Origin of the sequence: Anabaena catenula FACHB-362 (assembly GCF_014698735.1) — a bacterium.
GTDB classification, from domain to species: Bacteria; Cyanobacteriota; Cyanobacteriia; order Cyanobacteriales; family Nostocaceae; genus Anabaena; species Anabaena variabilis_A.
This window is the reverse complement of record NZ_JACJTQ010000007.1, coordinates 49,882-68,106: the sequence shown is the minus strand read 5'-3', so window position 1 is coordinate 68,106 and position 18,225 is coordinate 49,882. Positions and strand designations below refer to the sequence as shown.

Sequence of the window (18,225 nt, the reverse complement as noted above, 5' to 3'; positions counted from 1 at the left end):
TTGAGTCTAGCAATCCACAATTTTGATGACTCAACTCTCATCACTACAATACAACACTATGTTACACTGTTGTCATTAACTTTCTCATTTCTTGGAATCCCTGGGTGGTTGTAGCTGGTGTTTTTCTGGGTGACAGCAATTGTCGTAAATAAAATTGCACCTCCTACAGCTAAAGCTAATAAAGGACGCTTGAGAAGAACTAAATCTCTGATCATTCTCGATAAAGGTCGGCTTTGACGACGTAACGCCGAAGCGATCACCATTTGTTTCCAAGTAAACGGATCACGGACGTAGTGACCACTTTTACAAACTACAAGCTTTTCCTGACAATACGGACAGGTAAATAGACCCATGTAAGTCTTGATAGGCTGTGTCCTGTTATTTCTTTGGCAAATCGGGCAAGTAACATAATGATTATCAAAGGTGTGTATATTCATCTAGCTCGTCCGCCTAGTCCATTTACTCGCTCTATAACAATAGCTATATTGAAATTTGCTCACCACTTAGTAGCCTCGCCAATATCGTCTGAACATTCGTCATGCATCACACATACATTTCTCTTGGTACTAAGGAGAGCTACATGGTCGTAACACGAGTATAGCCAGATTTGGGTAAGGGTGACTCTTAGTTACAGCTAATTGAAGCTATCTTCACTAAAACCAGTGTTAATTAACTGTTCTGATAGAGAATACAGTTAGAACCTAGCCGCCTTTAAAGGGCGATTGTTGACCACTAACTATTAATTCTCTCCCATTTAACCATTCTCCTCACAAAAATTGTGATTACTTGTCTGGTTTTACCAAAGCTTTGTAATTTAGGCAAAGCCACCATACTTGTCTGGTAGGTAAATCATGGCTCACAATAAGTAGTAGCAAGTAAAAATTTAAATTTTTTCTTACATTTACCCCGTCTCTCAATGACTCTCTTGCCTCCCACTCAACTGAGGAAGGTAACTGAACTACCTGCCTTTCCCAAACCTTCTGTCCATTTAACTCACCTAATTAACCGTTTTCAACCATCCCCAGAAACAGTTGTGCTGTTTTTAGCCATACTAATTGGTGGTGGTACGGGTATGGGTGTAGTCACATTTCACTATTTAATCCAGCTGATTCAGAAACTAATGCTGGAAAATCTCATGGGACAAATTGGAGTCTGGGGTGCTTGGACTTTAGCCTGTGTTCCCACCCTAGGCGGACTGATTGTGGGCTTAATGCGCTGGCGCACTCAAGACTTTGGCCCCGGACTTTCATCTCTAATCGCCGTTTCTCAAGGTAGAGAAGTTAAGCGACAACTACGACCAGTCACCAAAATGATCGCAGCTGCTGTGTCTTTAGGTAGTGGTGCATCTTTGGGACCAGAAGGCCCCAGTGTGGAAATTGGAACTAATTTTGGAGTTTTGTTATCTGATGTACTACAAGTCTCTCAAGAAAGGCAGCGCTTGCTTTTGGGCGCTGGTGCTGCGGCTGGTTTAGCTGCGGGATTTAATGCTCCCATAGCCGGAGTATTTTTTGCCCTTGAGGTAGTGATGGGAGCTACATCTTTTGCCACTTCTGCGGTCAGTGTGGTATTACTGGCTGCGGTGGTGGCAGCATTAATTGCTCAAATTGGTTTGGGGGCCCAACCTGCTTTTGCCTTACCTGCTTACCAAGTCCGTAGTCTTTTAGAATTGCCACTTTATCTAGGCTTAGGTTTAGGCGCAAGTCTAGTTGCTCTTGCTTATACAGAATTAATTCGTTTGGGTAAAGCTGGCTTTGCTGGAAAAGTTCCGGGGTTTAAGCTGCTGTCCCATATTCCTCAACCCATTCAGCCAATTATTGGCGGTGCAATAGTTGGGGTAGTGGCTTTGCCTTACCCGCAAATTTTGGGTATTGGTTATGGAACTGTCCAAGCAATGCTGCAAGATCAGGAGTTTTCCCTCAACCTGTTACTCGTGTTAATGCTATTAAAATTGCTGATGACGGCAGTTAGTTCGGGTAGCGGTTTTGTGGGTGGGTTGTTTGCACCGGCAATGTTTTTAGGTGCGTCCTTTGGGTCAGCTTATGCCAAATTTCTGGCTTTGGTAGTGCCAAGCATTGGTGAATATATGGCTGCTCCCCCAGCTTATGCAATGGTGGGTATGGCTGCTGTTTTAGCAGGTAGTGTGAGAGCGCCGTTGACGGCTATTTTAATGTTGTTTGAGTTAACCCGTGACTACCGCATTGTTTTACCTTTGATGGCTGCGGTGGGTTTAAGTGTATGGTTAGTGGAGCGCATCAAGCCAACTTTTAACTCTAATTCCAATCTTCAACAGATTGGTCTTTCAGAATTGAAGGATCAACAGGTAGAAATTGTGCAGCACATTTTAGTAGCAGATGCTATGCACTCCAGCCCAAAAAAGTTGCCTGCAACTCTTGGGGTTTTAGAAGCTGCTATGGAAATGATCCGCGATCGCACACGTAGTGCTTTAGTAATTGATGCCGCAGAACAATTAGTTGGTATCCTGTCTTTGGAAGATATTAACCGTACTCTTTCCCTGTGGGAAAATTACCAGAATTCCCCTACTGAAATTCAGGCTAATTTTTCTTCTCAAACACTTATCGATATTTGTACGACTGACATTCTCTATGCTTGGCAGGATGAACCTTTATCTGAAGCTTTAGACCGAATGGCGTTGCGGGGTTTGCATCAGTTACCTGTTGTAGCACGAGACAACCCCGATTGCATTTTAGGATTACTAGAAAAAGAGCAAATTGCTTTAACTTGTAATTTGGCAGCAACGCGTAAGGCACTACAGCATTATTTGCCAGTACTGCCCACAACAGATATAGTTATTGGTCATTAGTCACTGGTCATTAGTCATTGGTAAATAACGAACAACTGACTCATGACTAATGACTATTTATTAATCTGTAGCTTCTACTTCAGCATCTTCCCTATCTTCAGGGTCTACTTGCCGCAGTCGAATGTGCTTCTTACCTAAAGTGATGATAAATTCATCTCCAGGTTTAAGATTCATCTGTTTTGTATAAGCGGAACCTATCAGTAAGTTGTTGTTGGATTGCACGCTAATTCTATAGCTGGCACTGCGTCCACCACGACCATTGGCGCTAGGTGTACTATCCAACTGAATGCCCTCAGCATCAATCAGGGCATTTAAGAATTTCATCATATTGACGCGCTCTATACCATTTTTGGTAACAGTATAGTAGCCACACTGTTTAGCTTTGTCTTCTTTGCTTTCGTTCTCTAGCTCCTTAACTTTTTTGAGAAGTTCTTCGCCGACTAGGGGGTCAATTTTTTTCTGTTTAGGCATCAACTTAGGTCGAAAATGAATGTTTGAAGTGATTGAATCGATTTTATTTTAACTGATACTGAGCTAACAGGAACACAATCCTTTATTTTTATCTCAGCATAGCCAAGTATATTACACTCACAGGCAAAATTGTTGCACAATTCCCAATCTTGTCAAGACATTTTATCGAAAAATAATGCTGACAATGCTGATATCTATAGAAATCCTATTTGATTCGTGAACTTATTCTCTACAAGATGCAGTTCGCGTTCGTCAAGACAGGCAAGAGGAACAAGGAACTGATTTTCTCACAGATCATTGAGCAATGCGATATATAGTTTGTGAATTCCTGCTAGACTATATTTGTTTAAGTTTTTTAAAGTCACCCCAAAAAAGTCGTCTACTCACCGAAGATGATCCTAAAGTCATTAGTCATTGGTCATTAGTCATTAGTAATTTCTTACCCTGTTCCCTATTCCCTGACAAATGAAACTAACGACTAGAGGACACTACAGTGTTAAGGCATTGCTAGATTTGAGTTTACAGCCAGGATATGGTCCTGTATCTGTAAGAGCAATTGCCAAGCGCCAAGATATTCCGGCTCCTTATTTAGAAAAGCTGCTGATAGAAATGCGTCGTGGAGGGTTAGTGAAATCAATTCGCGGCAGCATCGGTGGCTATCAATTAGCAAGAGAGCCTGTACAAATCTCTATAGGGCAAATTTTAGAGGCAGTTGGTGAAAATATGACTCACTTACCACTTAATAGTCCAGCACCTGCACAAGCTGAAGATTGGGTAACATTTACTTTGTGGCAGAGGCTTAACCAAAAACTGAAAGAAGCTTTGTACAGTATTACCCTGGCAGACCTTTATTATGATGCTCGTAGTTGGCAGGCATCTCTTGGGGAAGAAGCTAGTTTTGTTGTTTAGTCATTGGTCAGTTATCAGGGAATAGGGAATAGGGAATAGGGAATAGGGCAGAAATTAATCAATGACTAATGACGAACAATATATATATATATTAATTATTGCTGCCTTGTTAGATTACTTAATTGGTGATCCCTGGGGTTGGCCTCATCCAGTACGAGTAATGGGGTGGGTGATTTCTCACTTGAGTAAATTTTCTCTGCAACAGTGTCAGAGTTCTCTAACACAACGCCTAGCCGGAATTGTACTCGGCATGATCGTGATCATCGGCAGCGGTTTCATCAGCTGGTTAATAATTCTGATTGCTAAATGGCTACATCCGTTGTTAGGAATTGCTTTAGAAAGCATTCTTTTAGCCAGTTGTTTTGCTCTTCATAGTCTGCGTGCAGCTGCTATGGATGTACTTCAACCTTTAATAACAGGAAATTTAGAAGAAGCGCGACAGATTTTAAGTAATTATGTGGGTAGGGATACAGAAAATCTTTCAGAAACAGAAATTTTGCGAGCAGTTCTGGAAACAGTGACAGAAAATGCTACTGATGGAGTCATGGCTCCCCTATTTTATGCAATTATTGGTGCGGTTATACCATTTGTTGGGGTAGTTCCTTTGGCTCTCGCATATAAAGCTAGTAGTACTCTAGATTCAATGGTGGGTTATCGGGAAGCACCTTATACTGATATTGGCTGGTTCAGTGCGCGGTTAGAAGATTGTTTAACTTGGCTTCCTTGTCGGTTAACAGTTATGACTTTGGCGCTGTTATCAGCTAAACCCTTAGATATCTGGCGAATCTGTCGCCGGGATGCTATTAAAGATCCCAGTCCCAATTCGGGTTGGAGTGAGTGTGCCTATGCTGCTGTTTTAGGTGTGCAAATGGGAGGCACAAATTGGTATCGTGGAGTAGCAAAACATAAACCACTGTTAGGAGATGCTATTTATACTATTGCCCCAGATACCATTCACAAAGCTTTGCAATTGACTCGATTTTGTTTTTTGTTGTGGTTGGGAGTAGCAATATTTTTAATTCGTAATTCGTAATTCGTAATAATGCCTACGGCAGGCTACCGCCAACGTAATTCGTAATTCCTCCCCATCTCCGCGTCCCCTGCTCCCTAATCCCCAGTATTTATGTCTACTAAAGTAGTTGAAATTCTCTCATCGGAAGAACTGCGACGAACCTTAACCCGGCTTGCTTCTCAGATTGTGGAAAGGACACGTGATTTGTCGCAATTGGTACTTTTGGGTATTTACACTAGAGGTGTGCCGTTAGCCAACTTATTGGCACGTCAGATAGAGACTCTGGAAGATGTCAGTGTATCTGTGGGAGCATTAGATATCACATTCTATCGTGATGACCTCGACCAAATTGGATTAAGAACTCCAGCCAAAACCGATATTCCTTTCGATCTGACAGGGAAAACAGTTGTACTTGTAGATGATGTCATTTTCAAAGGACGGACAATTCGTGCTGCTTTAAATGCAGTTAATGAGTATGGTAGACCAGAGGTGATTCGTTTAGCTGTGTTAGTAGACAGGGGTCATCGAGAGTTACCAATTCACCCAGATTTTGTGGGCAAGAAATTGCCTACCGCTAAAGAAGAAATTGTTAAAGTTTACTTACAAGATGACGATGGACGTGATGCGGTGGAGTTGATTGGTAATTAAAATAATTCGTAATTCGTAATTCGTAATAATGCCTACGGCAGGCTACCGCCAACGTAATTCGTAATTCGTAATTAAGTTTTGTAGCGGAGATTTAGCGCCAAGTCAGAGCGCCGGAAACCTGTGATCTGAACTTTGTCATAGAGACCCCACCTAACATACTTGCCGCTGATACAAGCTCTTTACTTAAACCCCCTGAATTGGTAATTATAGCCGTGGACAGGGTGGTTAGGACATCAATTGATAATGAAACTCCCACGACAAGAGGGTTTTACTCCTGACTCCTGACTCCTGACTCCTGACTCCTGCTATAAATCAGCAAACCCTAATTAATGACCAATAACTGTGCTAATGGTTTTTAATAATTGGTTGGCGGTGTAAGGTTTGGATAAAAAGGCTTTAACGCCTAAATCATAAGCTGCATTAACATTTTCACTGGTTGCTAGTCCGCTGATAGCAATAATTCTGACGTTTGGATTAATTTTTTGCATGGTACGAATGGTGGTTAGTCCATCCATACGTGGCATTCCCATATCAGTTAAAACTAAAGATATTTCATCACGATTTTCTACGTATAAGGCTATTGCTTCAATGCCATCATGGGCTGTAATGACTCTATAATTAGATTCTTCTAGTGATATTTTTGTAATGTCACAAATAGCCGCTTCATCATCTACAAACAATATCAGTTCTCCATTCCCTTGAGACAAAGATATTTCTGTCTCTTCTCTAGTTTCTGGTGTATCTTTTGCTGGTAAATAAACCTTAAATTGGCTGCCTTTTCTTTCTTCACTATATACATTGATAAAACCACCATGATTTTTGACAATTCCCAATACTGTAGATAGACCTAGACCTGTTCCTTTGCCAAGTTCTTTAGTAGTAAAAAATGGTTCAAATATACGGTCTATTATTGTTGGTGGAATGCCAATTCCATTATCAGTTATAGTAATGATAATATAAGGTTTTGCTTGAGCATCAATATGCATCCGGGCGTAATTCTCATCAACCAAGAGATTTTCGGCAGTGATTTTTAAAGTGCCACCATTGGGCATAGCATCACGGGCATTGACACATAAATTCATGAACACTTGATGTAGTTGAGTGGCATCACCGGATACAGTCCAAAGATTTTGGGGAATTTGAGTTATAACTTCAATTGATTTAGGAAATGTTTCTTTAATAATTTGCTGAATTTCCCTCAGCAAATGTTTTATTTGTAAAAGGGTGCTTTGTCCTAGAGAGCCGCAGGCATCGCTATCTAGTCCACGAGTAAAAGATAATACTTGCTTAACTAAATTTGCCCCCCGTTTAGCATTGGCAATTAATATCGGGATTAGTTGTCGAGAACGCTCTTCTTGGACTTGAGTTTCCAAAAGTTGAGCAGTCATCAGGATCGGGGTGAGGACATTATTTAAGTCGTGGGCAATACCACTAGCTAATGTGCCAATACTTTCTAATCGCTGAGTACGTAAAAATTGAGATTCTAGTAGTTTCTTTTGAGTAATATTAGTATTTACAACTAAAATAGATGGTAATTGATGACCCCATTCAGGTACTAATGTCCAACGACTTTCGACAATGACTTCTTGATCATGTTTTGTAATTTGATACAGTTTTCCCTCCCAGCAGCCATTGTTCATGACAATTTTGAGTGCTTCTGACAATTTAGACAAGTCTTTTTCCTGCCAGAGGTTTTGTGTCTTTTTTGTCAGAGCTTCTTCTGCTTTCCAACCGTATAGATATTCAGCGGCTTTGTTCCAATATAAAATTTGATTATCTAAATCATGGACAAACATGGCATCAGTAGCGACATCAAGTAAAGCTGCTTGTTGACGGATTTTTGCTTCTGTTTGTTTGCGCTCAATGGCGTAGCGAATCGAACGTTCCAATAAAGGCGCAGTCAGTTGACTTTTTTCTAGATAATCAACTGCTCCGGCATTCATCGCTTCTAGGTCTATTTGCCGATCGCCCTGACCAGTAAGTAATATAAAAGGACAAGTGCAACCATTGGTAATGGCTTCTTGCAACAGTTCTAGTCCATTATGCTCTCCTAAAAGGTAGTCTACTAGATAGATATCATGTTGGTGTCGAGCGATCGCATCCTTGGCTGTTTCATAATTCTCCACCCATTCCAACTCACAGCCAGCCACCTGAAATTCCCTCAACCACGCACGAATTAAAATATAATCATCTTCATCATCATCAATTAACAAAACTTTGATGGGGCTGTTATTCATGATTCCCTCGCACTGCTTATCAGGGCAGTTCTACAATTTCAAACCAGTATTTTCCTAAAGTTTTGATTGCTTCCACTAAGGATGTAAAAGTTCTAGGTTTAATAATGTAAGAATTTGCACCCAAGTCATAGGTGTTATATATATCTTCTTTATTACTGGAATTAGTCATTACTATAACGGGGATGAGCCGCAGTTCTGGATGAGTTTTAATTTCTTTGATTACATCAAAGCCATGTTTTTTAGGCATATTTAAATCTAGCATAATTAAACCTGGACGTGTTGCCCCTTCAGCATCAGCATATAACCCACGATGATATAAATAATCCATCAAATCCTCACCATTCCTGACGATCAGTAGCTCAATGGGCAATTGACTTTCTGCTAAAGCCTCACTTACCAACAAGCTGTCGTCTTCATCATCATCAGCCATTAAGATGGTGACGGTTGTTTGCCGAAGCTTCACTTTGTATTGTCTCCTTTATACTAGTTATAATTAGTAATTCACTTCCTATATATAGCCATTTACATTTATATAGCCATTTACATTTGTACAATTAACCCTAAAATATGGTCTATTAGTAATCCCTCTCTAGGAAGAAAAACTAGAAATGCTAATTAACCAGTTCAGGGGGTTTAAATCCCCCACTTCTATAAAGTGGCAAATATGTTAGGCGGTGTCTCAATCTCCGTTACTAAACTTAATTACGTATCCCTAGCGGGACTGTAGGCATTAAGTAGGTTGGCGTTAAAAATTGTCGTTGGGGCAAGGCAGGGGGGCAGGGAGCAGGGAGCAGGGGAGACGTGGGGACGCGGAGATGTGGAGGAATTACGAATTACGAATTACGTTGGCGGTAGCCTGCCGTAGGCATTATTACGAATTACGAATTACGAATTACGAATTACGAATTACGAATTACGAATTACAAATTATTTTAATTGGCAACGTCACAATAAATTTGGCTCCTTGCCCTGGAGTACTTTGGGCTTTAATACTACCATGATGACGTTCAGTAATTTTCCGGCAGATAGCTAAACCGATGCCAGTACCTTCATATTCAGTGCGACTATGCAGACGTTGAAAAATCTGAAAAATGCGGTCAAGATATTTTTCGGGCAAGCCAATACCATTATCTTCAACAATGATTTGAAAATGTTGAATATTGTGTTCAAAATCATCCAAGTTATTGTTTAAAAATTGACTATATATTCTCACAACAGGCGGTTCATTTTGACGATGAAATTTAAGAGCGTTACCGATCAGGTTTTGCAATAATTGCCGCATCTGCAAAGGATCAGCGGGTATGATGGGTAAGTCGCCTATCTCCACTCGTCCCCCAGTTTGCTGAATACGCACTTCTAAATCAGATAATACTTCTTGGGCAATTTCTGCTAAATTCACCGATGTAAAAGGCTGTGCCTTTGTGGTTACTCGTGAAAGTGTCAATAAGTCATCAATCAACGTTTGCATTCTCAGGGCTGCTTTTTGCATCCGTTCCAGATAATCATATCCCTGTGTGCTTAATGAGTCTCTACAGCTAACTTTGAGGAGATCACCAAATGTTCTAATTTTACGTAGTGGTTCTTGTAAATCATGGGAGGCAATAAAAGCAAATTGCTGTAGTTCTTCATTGGAACGAATAAGTTCTTGGCGGTGATTAGTTTCTTTTTCTAAAATCAGACTCTGCGCTAAAGCAATGCCAATTTGATCGGCAAGTTGTCTTAAAAGTTCAATTTCCCAGTCAGTCCATTCACGGGTATGCAGACACTGATGGGCAATTATCAGCCCCCAAAGTTGATTTGTTTGGAAAATTGGCACTACAAGGTTAGCTTTAACAGCAAATTGTTGGAGAAATTCAAGGTGGCAAAGTTGAATCTGTGCTGTTTCGATGTCGCTAATGGCACTAATTCGCCCTTGGCAATATTGTTGGTAGATGTAATCGTCTGCAAAACAAGAGTCAGTAATTCTCTGCCCCAGAACAACTGGTAAACCAGGAACTACGGCTTCTTTCACCGCTAGGAAGGAACGATTACTATGAAGCTGCAAAATTAACACTCGATCTGCTTGTAGCAGCTTTTGCACTTCTGTGACACTGGTGTCGAGAATTTCATCAATTTGTAAAGACTGACGAATTTTTAGGGTAATATTAGCGAATAATTGCGTTAGCGTAGTTTGCTGCTGGCATTGCAAGTTTTGCTGTTTTAATTCTGCTTCATCTTGCTTGCGCTTGGTGATATCCATCTCTACCGCACACATTTGCACTGCTACCCCAGATGAGTTTTGCCAAACTACACCTTTGCTGACTAGCCAGCGAATACTATCATCGGCTAAAACAACTCGATATTCAATTTCAAATTCTCCTTCATTTTCATTAGCCTGTTGATGGACGCGCTTAAAAAAATCACGATCTTGTGTATGAATACAGTTGAGAATAGCTTCATAGGTGTTGTTAAAACTGTCTTTCTCTAAACCAAAAAGAGCTTCGAGATTAATCGCACTAGTAATTTGATGGTTTTGGATATCGAGAGTCCAGATGCTCATGTGAGCAGCATCTAATGCCATCCTGAGTTTTGCTTCCCACTGATGTACTTGCTCAGTTTGTGCTGGTAATTCCTTAGTCATTAGTAAAAATACGAATTATGTATCCCTAGCGGGACTGTAAGCACTATTACGAATTATGTTAATGACGTTTAGGTAATCTCTTGAATAGAAGCTTCGTCATCTACTAGGAGAACCCATTCTCCATTGCCAGTAAGCATTTCTACTTGTTTCACAGACTGGTTTTCAGGGGTATATATTGCTGGTAAATATACCTGAAATTCTGTACCTTTATTGAGGCTACTTGATACTGTGATAAAACCATCATGACCTTTAATAATACCTATGACTGTGGATAATCCTAGTCCTGTCCCTTTGCCAAATTCTTTAGTCGTAAAAAAAGGTTCAAATATTCTATTTAATATTTTACTGGGAATGCCAAGTCCTGTGTCAATCACCTTGATGACGATGTAAGAACCAACTTGTGCGTCTAGATGCATTTTAGCAGAAGTTTCATCAATCCAAATATTCTCAGCAGATATTGTTAAAGTACCGCCATTGGGCATGGCATCACGAGCGTTTAAACATAAATTAATCAGTACTTGATCTAATTGGGTAATGTCACCACAAACTGGAAATAGGTTTTGCTGAATTTCTGTATGAACTGTAATCGATTTGGGAAATGTTTGTTCAATAATTTGTTGCATTTCGGAAATCAAATATTTCACTTGAATTACTGTGTGTTCGCCTTCAATTCCTCTAGCAAAGGATAAAACTTGCTTAACCAAGTTAGCACCTCGTTTAGCATTAGTTTCTATGATCGATATTATCTGTTGAGCTTGCGGCTCATGGTATTTATTTTTAAGTAAATATGCAGACATCAAAATAGGCGACAAGACATTATTTAAATCATGAGCAATGCCACTAGCTAGAGTACCAATACTGTCCATACGTTGGGCGCGTAAAAATTGCTGTTCTAGTTGTTTTTTCTGAGTAATATCAGTGTCAACAACCAGAATAGATTTAGCTTGATTATGCTCATCATGTACTAAAGTCCAGCGACTTTCCACGATAATTTCTGTGCCAAATTTTGTAATTTTATTTAATTCACCTTGCCAGAAACCAGACATCAATACTGTTTGATAAATTTCCAGTTGTTGTGCTACGGTTTCCTCCTCAACCCAGAGTTCCCTAGCATTCTGATCTATAACTTCTTCAGCTTTCCATCCATACAATTTTTCTGCACTTTTGTTCCATAGTAAAATTTTGTTGTTTAAATCTATGACAATAATGGCATTTGTCGTAATATTAAGTAATGCCGCTTGTTCCCGCAGTTTTTGCTCTACTTGTTTGCGGGCTGTAATATCTTCAAAAATATACAAACGCCCAAAATATTGAGCAGATTTATTACGAATTTGAGTAGAAAATCGGCGAATAATCCGCCCATCGTTAAAGCTAATTTCATCTTCAATAACACAGAGGTTGCTTTCATCTTGTAGAGGTTGACATGATGCTGTAAAGGACGGAAGATCCAGGATCAATTTGCAACAATCTGGAATAATATCTTGGTTTTTTAATTCCCGGATTTCCATGCCATCTTTAAGATGTTCAATTTTCCAGATTTCACAGAAGCGATCATTAAAATAAAGAATGTCGTCAGTACGATTATCAACTACATAAAAACCCAGTGGTGAAACACTATTCATGGAGCGCAAAAGTGCTTCTTGCCAACGCAACTCATCTTCTGCCAGCTTGCGTTCGGTAATATCCTCCACTATGTAGGCAAATTGCTGACGATTGCCATGATTGTTAGCGATCGCAGAAACTGTGGCTGATAACCAAGTTATTCCTTGGGGAGTTTCCAGAGAATGTTCAAATCTCACAGGTGTTTGAGTAAGTTCTGCTTGACGATAGTAATTTATCCAATGCTTTAAATTGCTATTTTCTGCACCCATCTCCCGCGCTAGACGGTTTTGCATTGCCTCTGGTGTGAGTCCCAAAAATTTCGCAGTGATAGGATTATCAGCAATATGTAGAATGTCATTATCTACCAATTCCACAATTCCCATCATCATTGGCGCACTCTCGAAGAAACTGTGTAAGGTAGATTCACTTTGATATAATGCTTTTTGTGCTTGTTTATACTCTATATTGATTCTGGCCAGTTCGACTAAATTCCGCCTGATTTCTAATTGTCTAACTATAAGACGACTAATAGATTGCAGTGCTTGCAATTGTTTAGGACTGATTTGACGTGGTACTTGATCCACCACACACAAAGTGCCTATTACCTCTCCTCCTGATACAATTAAAGGCACACCAACATAAAATCTCACATGGAGTTCTGAAGTAACTATATCTGCTGTGGCAAAGCGTTCATCTAGCAAGGTGTCAGGAATAATCAAAACATCGCCTTGCTGGAGGCAAATCGGACAAAAGCCAGCATCTCTTGGCATTTCCTGGACATCTAATCCTACCTTGGCTTTGAACCACTGACGGTTGGTATCAATGAAATTAATCAGAGCAATTGGTGCGTCACAAATCTGGGCGGCTAAAAATGCTAAATCGTCAAAAGTTTGTTCGGGTTCTGTGTCAAGAATGTCGTACTGTCGTAGAGCCTCAAGCCGAGCTGCTTCATTATTAGACACTGGTAATCTCATGAAAATTTTCCTAGTATTACTGAATGACAACGTGCGATCGCGTTACTCTCGGTGTTCTAAGTTAATCAAGCAGGGAAGGTTAAGGCTTGCAGTAGGGAACTTTTAACTGTTAACAGGCACAGCGAAAGAATGGAGATAGATGATCTGTAGGTCGTTTTTTAAGTGCAGGCCGCTTTGGCTCTAGCTGGTGTGGCGTTAACCATACTCTCCCATAAGGGATACAGCAGAATCAAATATGATTCCTGATAATTCCTATAGTAGCCCTTGATTTATAGTTCCAAAAAGCATAGACATTGATCTTATGCCGTTTGTTAGAAGTTTTACAATAAGAATTCAGGAGTCAGGAGACACTTCGCAGACCTTTGGTTCAGAATGCTGATGAAATGAAGAATCGAGAGAGGTGAGATTTTATCAAAATCATCAAAGTTGACTAAAAAAGCCTTTATTCTCCTGAACCGCAGGTCTGCGTAGCGTCTTCTATATTCTCTATCCTGAATACTTACGTTTTACAATACTCATTTTTTATTAATTACACTAGACAATTATCAAAAGTTAATTATGAAAACCCCACTTGCTTTTCCCATTAAAACTAGAACCGAAGATAGCTTTGGTATTACCTTTGCTCCATTGTCTCTTGAGGAAATCTATACTAAAGCTGATGACCCAGCTAATGGTGCTGTGGTGGTAATGAGTGGCATGGTTCGTAATCAAACCGATGGTCAACCTGTGGTTGCTTTAGAGTATCAAGCTTACGATCCTATGGCATTACAAGTATTTTATCAAATTGCAGCTGATATTCGCTACCAATGGCCTGATGTGAAGCGGGTTGTCATATATCATCGTATTGGGCGGTTACAAATTGGGGAAATCAGTGTTTTAGTGGCTGTGGGGTGTCCGCATCGAGGTGAGGCTTTTGCTGCTTGTCAATATGCAATTGACACCATTAAACACCAAGCACCTATTTGGAAGAAAGAGCATTGGCAAGATGGTTCTAGTCGTTGGGTAAGTATTGGTGCTTGTGAAGTGACGGAAGCTAATTGTTAGAAGAAGAATTGTTACAGCATCTGTGAGTGATCAGCCGCTAGGGATAAGCGCATTGCTAAACCCTGACAGTGTATGATCATTAACTGGCTCGGCAACGGCTATAGAAGTGAAGCAACTACTGTTCAGAATAATTTCGTAAGCATTTAGTGAGTGAGGTTTGTTTGATTTTGTAATTAAATTTAACTAAATAATTGTAAATTGATAGATGATCTTATTTGCAATTATTTACATAAATGTCAGTTAACTATTGCAGTTTGTAACTATTTTGCATATTCATTCGGAATAGTCCTTTAGACTAATTGACGATGGAAAAACCAAAATAGTTGGATCAAGGCAATGGACTCTGTAAATTTATTTTGTCATGAATTTGTAGTTGCTGTTTCCTCTGTAGCTTGTATTATGGGGCTGTTTTTACTGTGGGATGACAAGAAGCAACAAAAAGACGATGCCCAAGAAACAGAAGAAATTCTTTTGAGAATGAGCTTTGCTTACTGGCTGGTTTACTGCGTCGCTTTTGGGATTGAAAAAACAGTTTTACCAAACTGGGAAAGTTTAGCAATGGCAGTGAAAATTACTACAGCTTTATCATATTTTTTAACTTTTTCTTGTATCTTGAGTTTGCCATTACATAAATTTGCGGTGCATGAAGTTGAGGAATAATCAAAAATAAAGGGAGGAGAAGTTTTGGCTCTTCCCTTTGTTAATGGTCGTATTCATGTAATTTTCATAGCGATCGCAATTGCTATTTCCAGTTGCTCCAGTTCCAAAGTCGTGATCACAAATACCTCTTGCACCGTCTTACCCTGCCGTGCGATGACTTTATAACCCCCGCGAATGGGTACAGACACACGCAACTGCATTTTTGGACAATGACCTCTCGCTCGCCCAATGACTGCCGGCGTTACAGTGTGAATGCCGTCTTGTTGACATAGACGTTCTAAAATTGCGATTAGACCAGAAATGTGGGTGGAGTGATTCCAGACTAGTCTACCATCCGTGGGTTTGCCCATGATTATGCTGCTTCCAGAGGAGCCATAGTCAAACCAGCCCGTCGCAGCTGTTGGTGGTATAGTTCCGCTTGTTCCTGGGGACCTACCCAAACGATCGCTTGTCCTTCGTAATGTATCTGATTTGTGAGATCCCAAGCGCGATCGCTCGACATTCCCGGAATATACTTGAGCAAACACTCAGCCACATGGGGAAATGTATTGAAATCGTCATTCAATACAATCACTTTGTAATTTGGATAAGTTTTGCGAGTAACTTGATTAACTCGATCAGGTGTTACAGTTGGCGCTGTTGCCATGCCATAAACAGCTGTTAGTCTTTTAAGCATAAGAACAATAATTGAAAAGGACAGGGGGACACAGGGACGCGAAGACAGGGGAAATCCCATAGAAGACAGCTAGAAGATTCAAACAAGGAACAGATTTTTTTGTCTCCACGACTGAAGTCGGGGGCTTGCAAGCAAGTGCTTCTATCTTCAGCAGGGTTGCTCTCCGCGTCTTTGCTTCTTTTTAGTCAAAAAAGAGGTTTGACAAACCCAGACTACAAAAACTAGTTTAATCCATTGTCAGCGGTGATTGGTGATTGGGGATTGGGGATTGGTGATTGGTGATTGGTGATTGGTGATTGGTGATTGGTGATTGGTGATTGGGAATAGGTAATTAAGTTATTCTTCATTTTCTCCGCGTCCCCGCGTCCCCGTGTCCCCGCGTCTCCCCATCACCGCGTCTCCCCATCACCCCAATAATAAGTATTCAACCAGACACGATATTACCGCCAATCATCCCAATTTTGGTTAAAAATGGAAGTATCAGGAAAAGCTGTGGGATTACCATTTTGCTCCAACAGACGTTTGAGAACTTGTAGTTGCGGTTCCTGTTTAGGTAACTCATCAACTAATTCGTAAGGTGCTATTCCTTGTTTGAGAGCAAAAGCAGCCACAGTTCCCGCAGCTGCACCAGAAGACCACTCAAAAGAATGTACCCGATAGGCAGCAGCAGCTATGTGACTAGTAGCAATACTTTTACCACCTACTAATAAATTATCAATCTTTTGGGGAATCATCGCCCGCAGAGCAATTTGGAAAGGATAAGCTTGTCCCGCACCGCGTCTTTCTCCTGCACGTTCCGTATTACCAGGTGCTTCTGCGGGACTTTTTGTCATGCAAGGATGAAAATCAATAGCGTAGTGACCGATACCTACAGCATCTGGGAAAATTGTCGAACGACTTCGCCGCATAGCTTTATCAGGAGAAACTTCACCTCTAATTACAGAAGTAGCCTCTAAACCAGCCAGTGTTGCTTTTAACTGGCGATACATATCTGCTGGCAAAGTTTGACGGTAATATTCGTCATTATAATTGCGGCGAGAAATATCAACTTCCCAAATCCCAAAACCTTCCGGTTGTCCCCAACTGGGACGGCCAATAATGCGTCTTCCTTCCCGCATATAGGGATATTTCGATAAACCATGTACTGTTCCCATTGGGGAATTTAAACCCGTTAACAACCGATTATTTGGGTACGGTTTTTTAACCCCTTCACCTAATTGAGAATCCGTAGTTCCCGCATATAACCAATAGAAATAGGAAAGAGCATTTTCTTCACCTTTGCGGAAAGTTTCAGTTCTCAATCCCCCCATCCAACCACCGGGCTGTAACTGGCCACTGGCTTGCAACTGTTGACGAGTATAGATGAGATTATCATTAGCAGTTCCTGGACGGTAGTCATTACCCCAAGTCCAGTTTTGCATAGAGATGTCTCCTGGAGTAGGAACAGTAAAATTAATACCACCAAATTTTGTGGTTTGCCCCTTTTCAGGACTCCAAATGCGACGATAGGTAAACACTAAATCAAAATTCGCCAGTCGTGCTAATTCATAACTGAAATATGGTGCATATTGTGAGTAAAATGGGGGCATTGCTTGCTGTTGCGGTTCCTTAGTCGCCTCCATTGCAAAGGTGTAGGTAAAACCTTGAGTACAATAAGGATCATTAGTGGTGCTAGAAGAGGAAGGTTCCAGGTAAGAGAGTGCATCAATACCCAGGCGATAAGGAACATCTGCTAAAGCGATAATTTCCCCAGTTTCACTGGTATCGACAACGTACCATTTAGAGGCATTTTTTTGAGATTGTTTGGGGACAAAGCGAATAATAGCTTTACTCAACCGAGATGAGTTTTCATAGCGATAAGCATCTTCAATGGTTTGAGATAAAGGAAAAGTGTTGAGAGGTGGTGCGCCTTTTGTGGGTTGATGTTGAATAGCTGTGGCGTTGTTAATAATTTTACCATCAGCACTAATTCCTAATTCTTTAATTACGGTGTTGGGAAACCATTGCAACTTTCCTTTACCCTGCTTTTCTGCATCTTTGAGCATTTGGGTAAGAATATTGTGAGCATCACGAGGAAGAAAGCAGGAGTCACTTACCCAGCAGTCACCGGGGTTAAGTTTGCCATATTTGCGTTGAATGCGGTTTCGTAATTCCAAATATCCGCGAGAATAGAATTGTTTAGCCCGTTGAGTTGGTCTTTCATCTAATGCAGATGTACCTTGAGAGGAGATTTGTCCACCCAACCAGTCAGTAATTTCCGTTAAGCAAACTGTCCGTCCTGCAAGTAACCCCTCATAAGCTGTCGCTGCACCGGATAGTCCACCACCAACAACGAGAATTTCACAATTGACGGTTTTATCTGGGTTTCGGGGTGGGGTAGCGGTAACGGAATAGGGGGTGAGAAAGGTGGTAAGTAAACTGAGACTGATGATTGATTTCTGGAAGCTTTTTTTGTATCTGCGCTTCATGGTTCATGCACTCCGTGTACTATTGCGTCAACTTGTAGACGGTAGCATCTGGGAAATGTTCTTTACAAGGTTGGGTTGAGGAA

General features: G+C 40.7%; 16 protein-coding genes. 6 read left to right on the top strand and 10 right to left on the bottom strand.

The window, feature by feature from the left end:
- Positions 1 to 56: 56 nt before the first annotated feature.
- Complete coding sequence (locus tag H6G68_RS07300; protein WP_190906030.1) at positions 57 to 437, bottom strand: hypothetical protein; 381 nt, start codon at positions 435 to 437, stop codon at positions 57 to 59.
- A 479-nt stretch (positions 438 to 916) separates the two neighbouring features.
- Between H6G68_RS07300 and H6G68_RS07295 the strand changes: the two genes are divergently transcribed.
- Positions 917 to 2,821 (top strand): chloride channel protein, encoded by a 1,905-nt coding sequence (locus tag H6G68_RS07295; protein WP_190906029.1) that lies wholly within the window; start codon positions 917 to 919, stop codon positions 2,819 to 2,821.
- Positions 2,822 to 2,881: 60 nt separating this feature from the next.
- Here the strand turns inward: H6G68_RS07295 and H6G68_RS07290 are convergent, their stop codons facing one another.
- On the bottom strand, positions 2,882 to 3,292 hold the full coding sequence (locus H6G68_RS07290; RefSeq protein ID WP_127054962.1) for an AbrB family transcriptional regulator: 411 nt from the start codon (positions 3,290 to 3,292) through the stop codon (positions 2,882 to 2,884).
- Between the two features lie 465 nt (positions 3,293 to 3,757).
- Between H6G68_RS07290 and H6G68_RS07285 the strand changes: the two genes are divergently transcribed.
- The 3 genes from H6G68_RS07285 to pyrR all read left to right on the top strand — a co-directional run bounded on the left by H6G68_RS07285 (position 3,758) and on the right by pyrR (position 5,861).
- Positions 3,758 to 4,201: an Rrf2 family transcriptional regulator gene (locus H6G68_RS07285; RefSeq protein ID WP_127054963.1), complete on the top strand. Its 444-nt coding sequence runs from the start codon at positions 3,758 to 3,760 to the stop codon at positions 4,199 to 4,201.
- 61 nt (positions 4,202 to 4,262) lie between these two features.
- Complete coding sequence (gene cbiB / locus H6G68_RS07280; RefSeq protein WP_190906028.1) at positions 4,263 to 5,234, top strand: adenosylcobinamide-phosphate synthase CbiB; 972 nt, start codon at positions 4,263 to 4,265, stop codon at positions 5,232 to 5,234.
- Between the two features lie 90 nt (positions 5,235 to 5,324).
- Positions 5,325 to 5,861, top strand: a complete 537-nt coding sequence (pyrR, locus tag H6G68_RS07275) for a bifunctional pyr operon transcriptional regulator/uracil phosphoribosyltransferase PyrR (protein WP_127054965.1) — start codon at positions 5,325 to 5,327, stop codon at positions 5,859 to 5,861.
- Positions 5,862 to 6,187: 326 nt separating this feature from the next.
- Here the strand turns inward: pyrR and H6G68_RS07270 are convergent, their stop codons facing one another.
- From H6G68_RS07270 to H6G68_RS07255, 4 genes are all read right to left on the bottom strand, one after another.
- A complete protein-coding gene (locus tag H6G68_RS07270; protein ID WP_190906027.1) occupies positions 6,188 to 8,098 on the bottom strand; it encodes a hybrid sensor histidine kinase/response regulator in 1,911 nt (636 codons plus the stop codon).
- A 19-nt stretch (positions 8,099 to 8,117) separates the two neighbouring features.
- Complete coding sequence (locus tag H6G68_RS07265; protein WP_190906026.1) at positions 8,118 to 8,561, bottom strand: response regulator; 444 nt, start codon at positions 8,559 to 8,561, stop codon at positions 8,118 to 8,120.
- A gap of 450 nt (positions 8,562 to 9,011) precedes the next feature.
- A complete protein-coding gene (locus H6G68_RS07260) occupies positions 9,012 to 10,718 on the bottom strand; it encodes an ATP-binding protein (protein ID WP_190906025.1) in 1,707 nt (568 codons plus the stop codon).
- 68 nt (positions 10,719 to 10,786) lie between these two features.
- Positions 10,787 to 13,294, bottom strand: coding sequence for a PAS domain S-box protein (locus tag H6G68_RS07255; RefSeq protein WP_190906024.1), 2,508 nt, complete (start codon positions 13,292 to 13,294; stop codon positions 10,787 to 10,789).
- Between the two features lie 558 nt (positions 13,295 to 13,852).
- Here H6G68_RS07255 and H6G68_RS07250 point away from each other — a divergent pair.
- The gene (locus H6G68_RS07250) at positions 13,853 to 14,338 is read left to right on the top strand and encodes a molybdenum cofactor biosynthesis protein MoaE (RefSeq protein WP_190906023.1); all 486 of its coding nucleotides are present in this window, start codon (positions 13,853 to 13,855) and stop codon (positions 14,336 to 14,338) included.
- Positions 14,339 to 14,674: 336 nt separating this feature from the next.
- Complete coding sequence (locus H6G68_RS07245; protein WP_071191218.1) at positions 14,675 to 14,998, top strand: hypothetical protein; 324 nt, start codon at positions 14,675 to 14,677, stop codon at positions 14,996 to 14,998.
- 53 nt (positions 14,999 to 15,051) lie between these two features.
- Here the strand turns inward: H6G68_RS07245 and H6G68_RS07240 are convergent, their stop codons facing one another.
- The 4 genes from H6G68_RS07240 to H6G68_RS07230 form a co-directional block, all read right to left on the bottom strand.
- Positions 15,052 to 15,348, bottom strand: coding sequence for a DUF2103 domain-containing protein (locus H6G68_RS07240; protein ID WP_190906022.1), 297 nt, complete (start codon positions 15,346 to 15,348; stop codon positions 15,052 to 15,054).
- 2 nt (positions 15,349 to 15,350) lie between these two features.
- Positions 15,351 to 15,674, bottom strand: a complete 324-nt coding sequence (gene clpS / locus H6G68_RS07235) for an ATP-dependent Clp protease adapter ClpS (protein WP_026104235.1) — start codon at positions 15,672 to 15,674, stop codon at positions 15,351 to 15,353.
- A gap of 221 nt (positions 15,675 to 15,895) precedes the next feature.
- Positions 15,896 to 16,021 (bottom strand): hypothetical protein, encoded by a 126-nt coding sequence (locus H6G68_RS27570; RefSeq protein WP_277925414.1) that lies wholly within the window; start codon positions 16,019 to 16,021, stop codon positions 15,896 to 15,898.
- A 93-nt stretch (positions 16,022 to 16,114) separates the two neighbouring features.
- A complete protein-coding gene (locus H6G68_RS07230) occupies positions 16,115 to 18,142 on the bottom strand; it encodes an FAD-dependent oxidoreductase (protein WP_190906020.1) in 2,028 nt (675 codons plus the stop codon).
- Between the last annotated feature and the right edge of the window lie 83 nt (positions 18,143 to 18,225).

Bases quoted from the DNA above. Each gene is read 5' to 3' on its own strand.
- H6G68_RS07295 (WP_190906029.1), top strand. From the start codon at position 917: ATGACTCTCTTGCCTCCCACTCAACTGAGGAAGGTAACTGAACTACCT.
- H6G68_RS07290 (WP_127054962.1), bottom strand. From the start codon at position 3,292: ATGCCTAAACAGAAAAAAATTGACCCCCTAGTCGGCGAAGAACTTCTC.
- pyrR (WP_127054965.1), top strand. From the start codon at position 5,325: ATGTCTACTAAAGTAGTTGAAATTCTCTCATCGGAAGAACTGCGACGA.
- H6G68_RS07300 (WP_190906030.1), bottom strand. From the start codon at position 437: ATGAATATACACACCTTTGATAATCATTATGTTACTTGCCCGATTTGC.
- H6G68_RS07270 (WP_190906027.1), bottom strand. From the start codon at position 8,098: ATGAATAACAGCCCCATCAAAGTTTTGTTAATTGATGATGATGAAGAT.
- H6G68_RS07230 (WP_190906020.1), bottom strand. From the start codon at position 18,142: ATGAAGCGCAGATACAAAAAAAGCTTCCAGAAATCAATCATCAGTCTC.
- H6G68_RS07255 (WP_190906024.1), bottom strand. From the start codon at position 13,294: ATGAGATTACCAGTGTCTAATAATGAAGCAGCTCGGCTTGAGGCTCTA.
- H6G68_RS07285 (WP_127054963.1), top strand. From the start codon at position 3,758: ATGAAACTAACGACTAGAGGACACTACAGTGTTAAGGCATTGCTAGAT.
- clpS (WP_026104235.1), bottom strand. From the start codon at position 15,674: ATGCTTAAAAGACTAACAGCTGTTTATGGCATGGCAACAGCGCCAACT.
- H6G68_RS07245 (WP_071191218.1), top strand. From the start codon at position 14,675: ATGGACTCTGTAAATTTATTTTGTCATGAATTTGTAGTTGCTGTTTCC.
- H6G68_RS07260 (WP_190906025.1), bottom strand. From the start codon at position 10,718: ATGACTAAGGAATTACCAGCACAAACTGAGCAAGTACATCAGTGGGAA.
- H6G68_RS27570 (WP_277925414.1), bottom strand. From the start codon at position 16,021: ATGAAGAATAACTTAATTACCTATTCCCAATCACCAATCACCAATCAC.
- H6G68_RS07240 (WP_190906022.1), bottom strand. From the start codon at position 15,348: ATGGGCAAACCCACGGATGGTAGACTAGTCTGGAATCACTCCACCCAC.
- cbiB (WP_190906028.1), top strand. From the start codon at position 4,263: ATGACTAATGACGAACAATATATATATATATTAATTATTGCTGCCTTG.
- H6G68_RS07250 (WP_190906023.1), top strand. From the start codon at position 13,853: ATGAAAACCCCACTTGCTTTTCCCATTAAAACTAGAACCGAAGATAGC.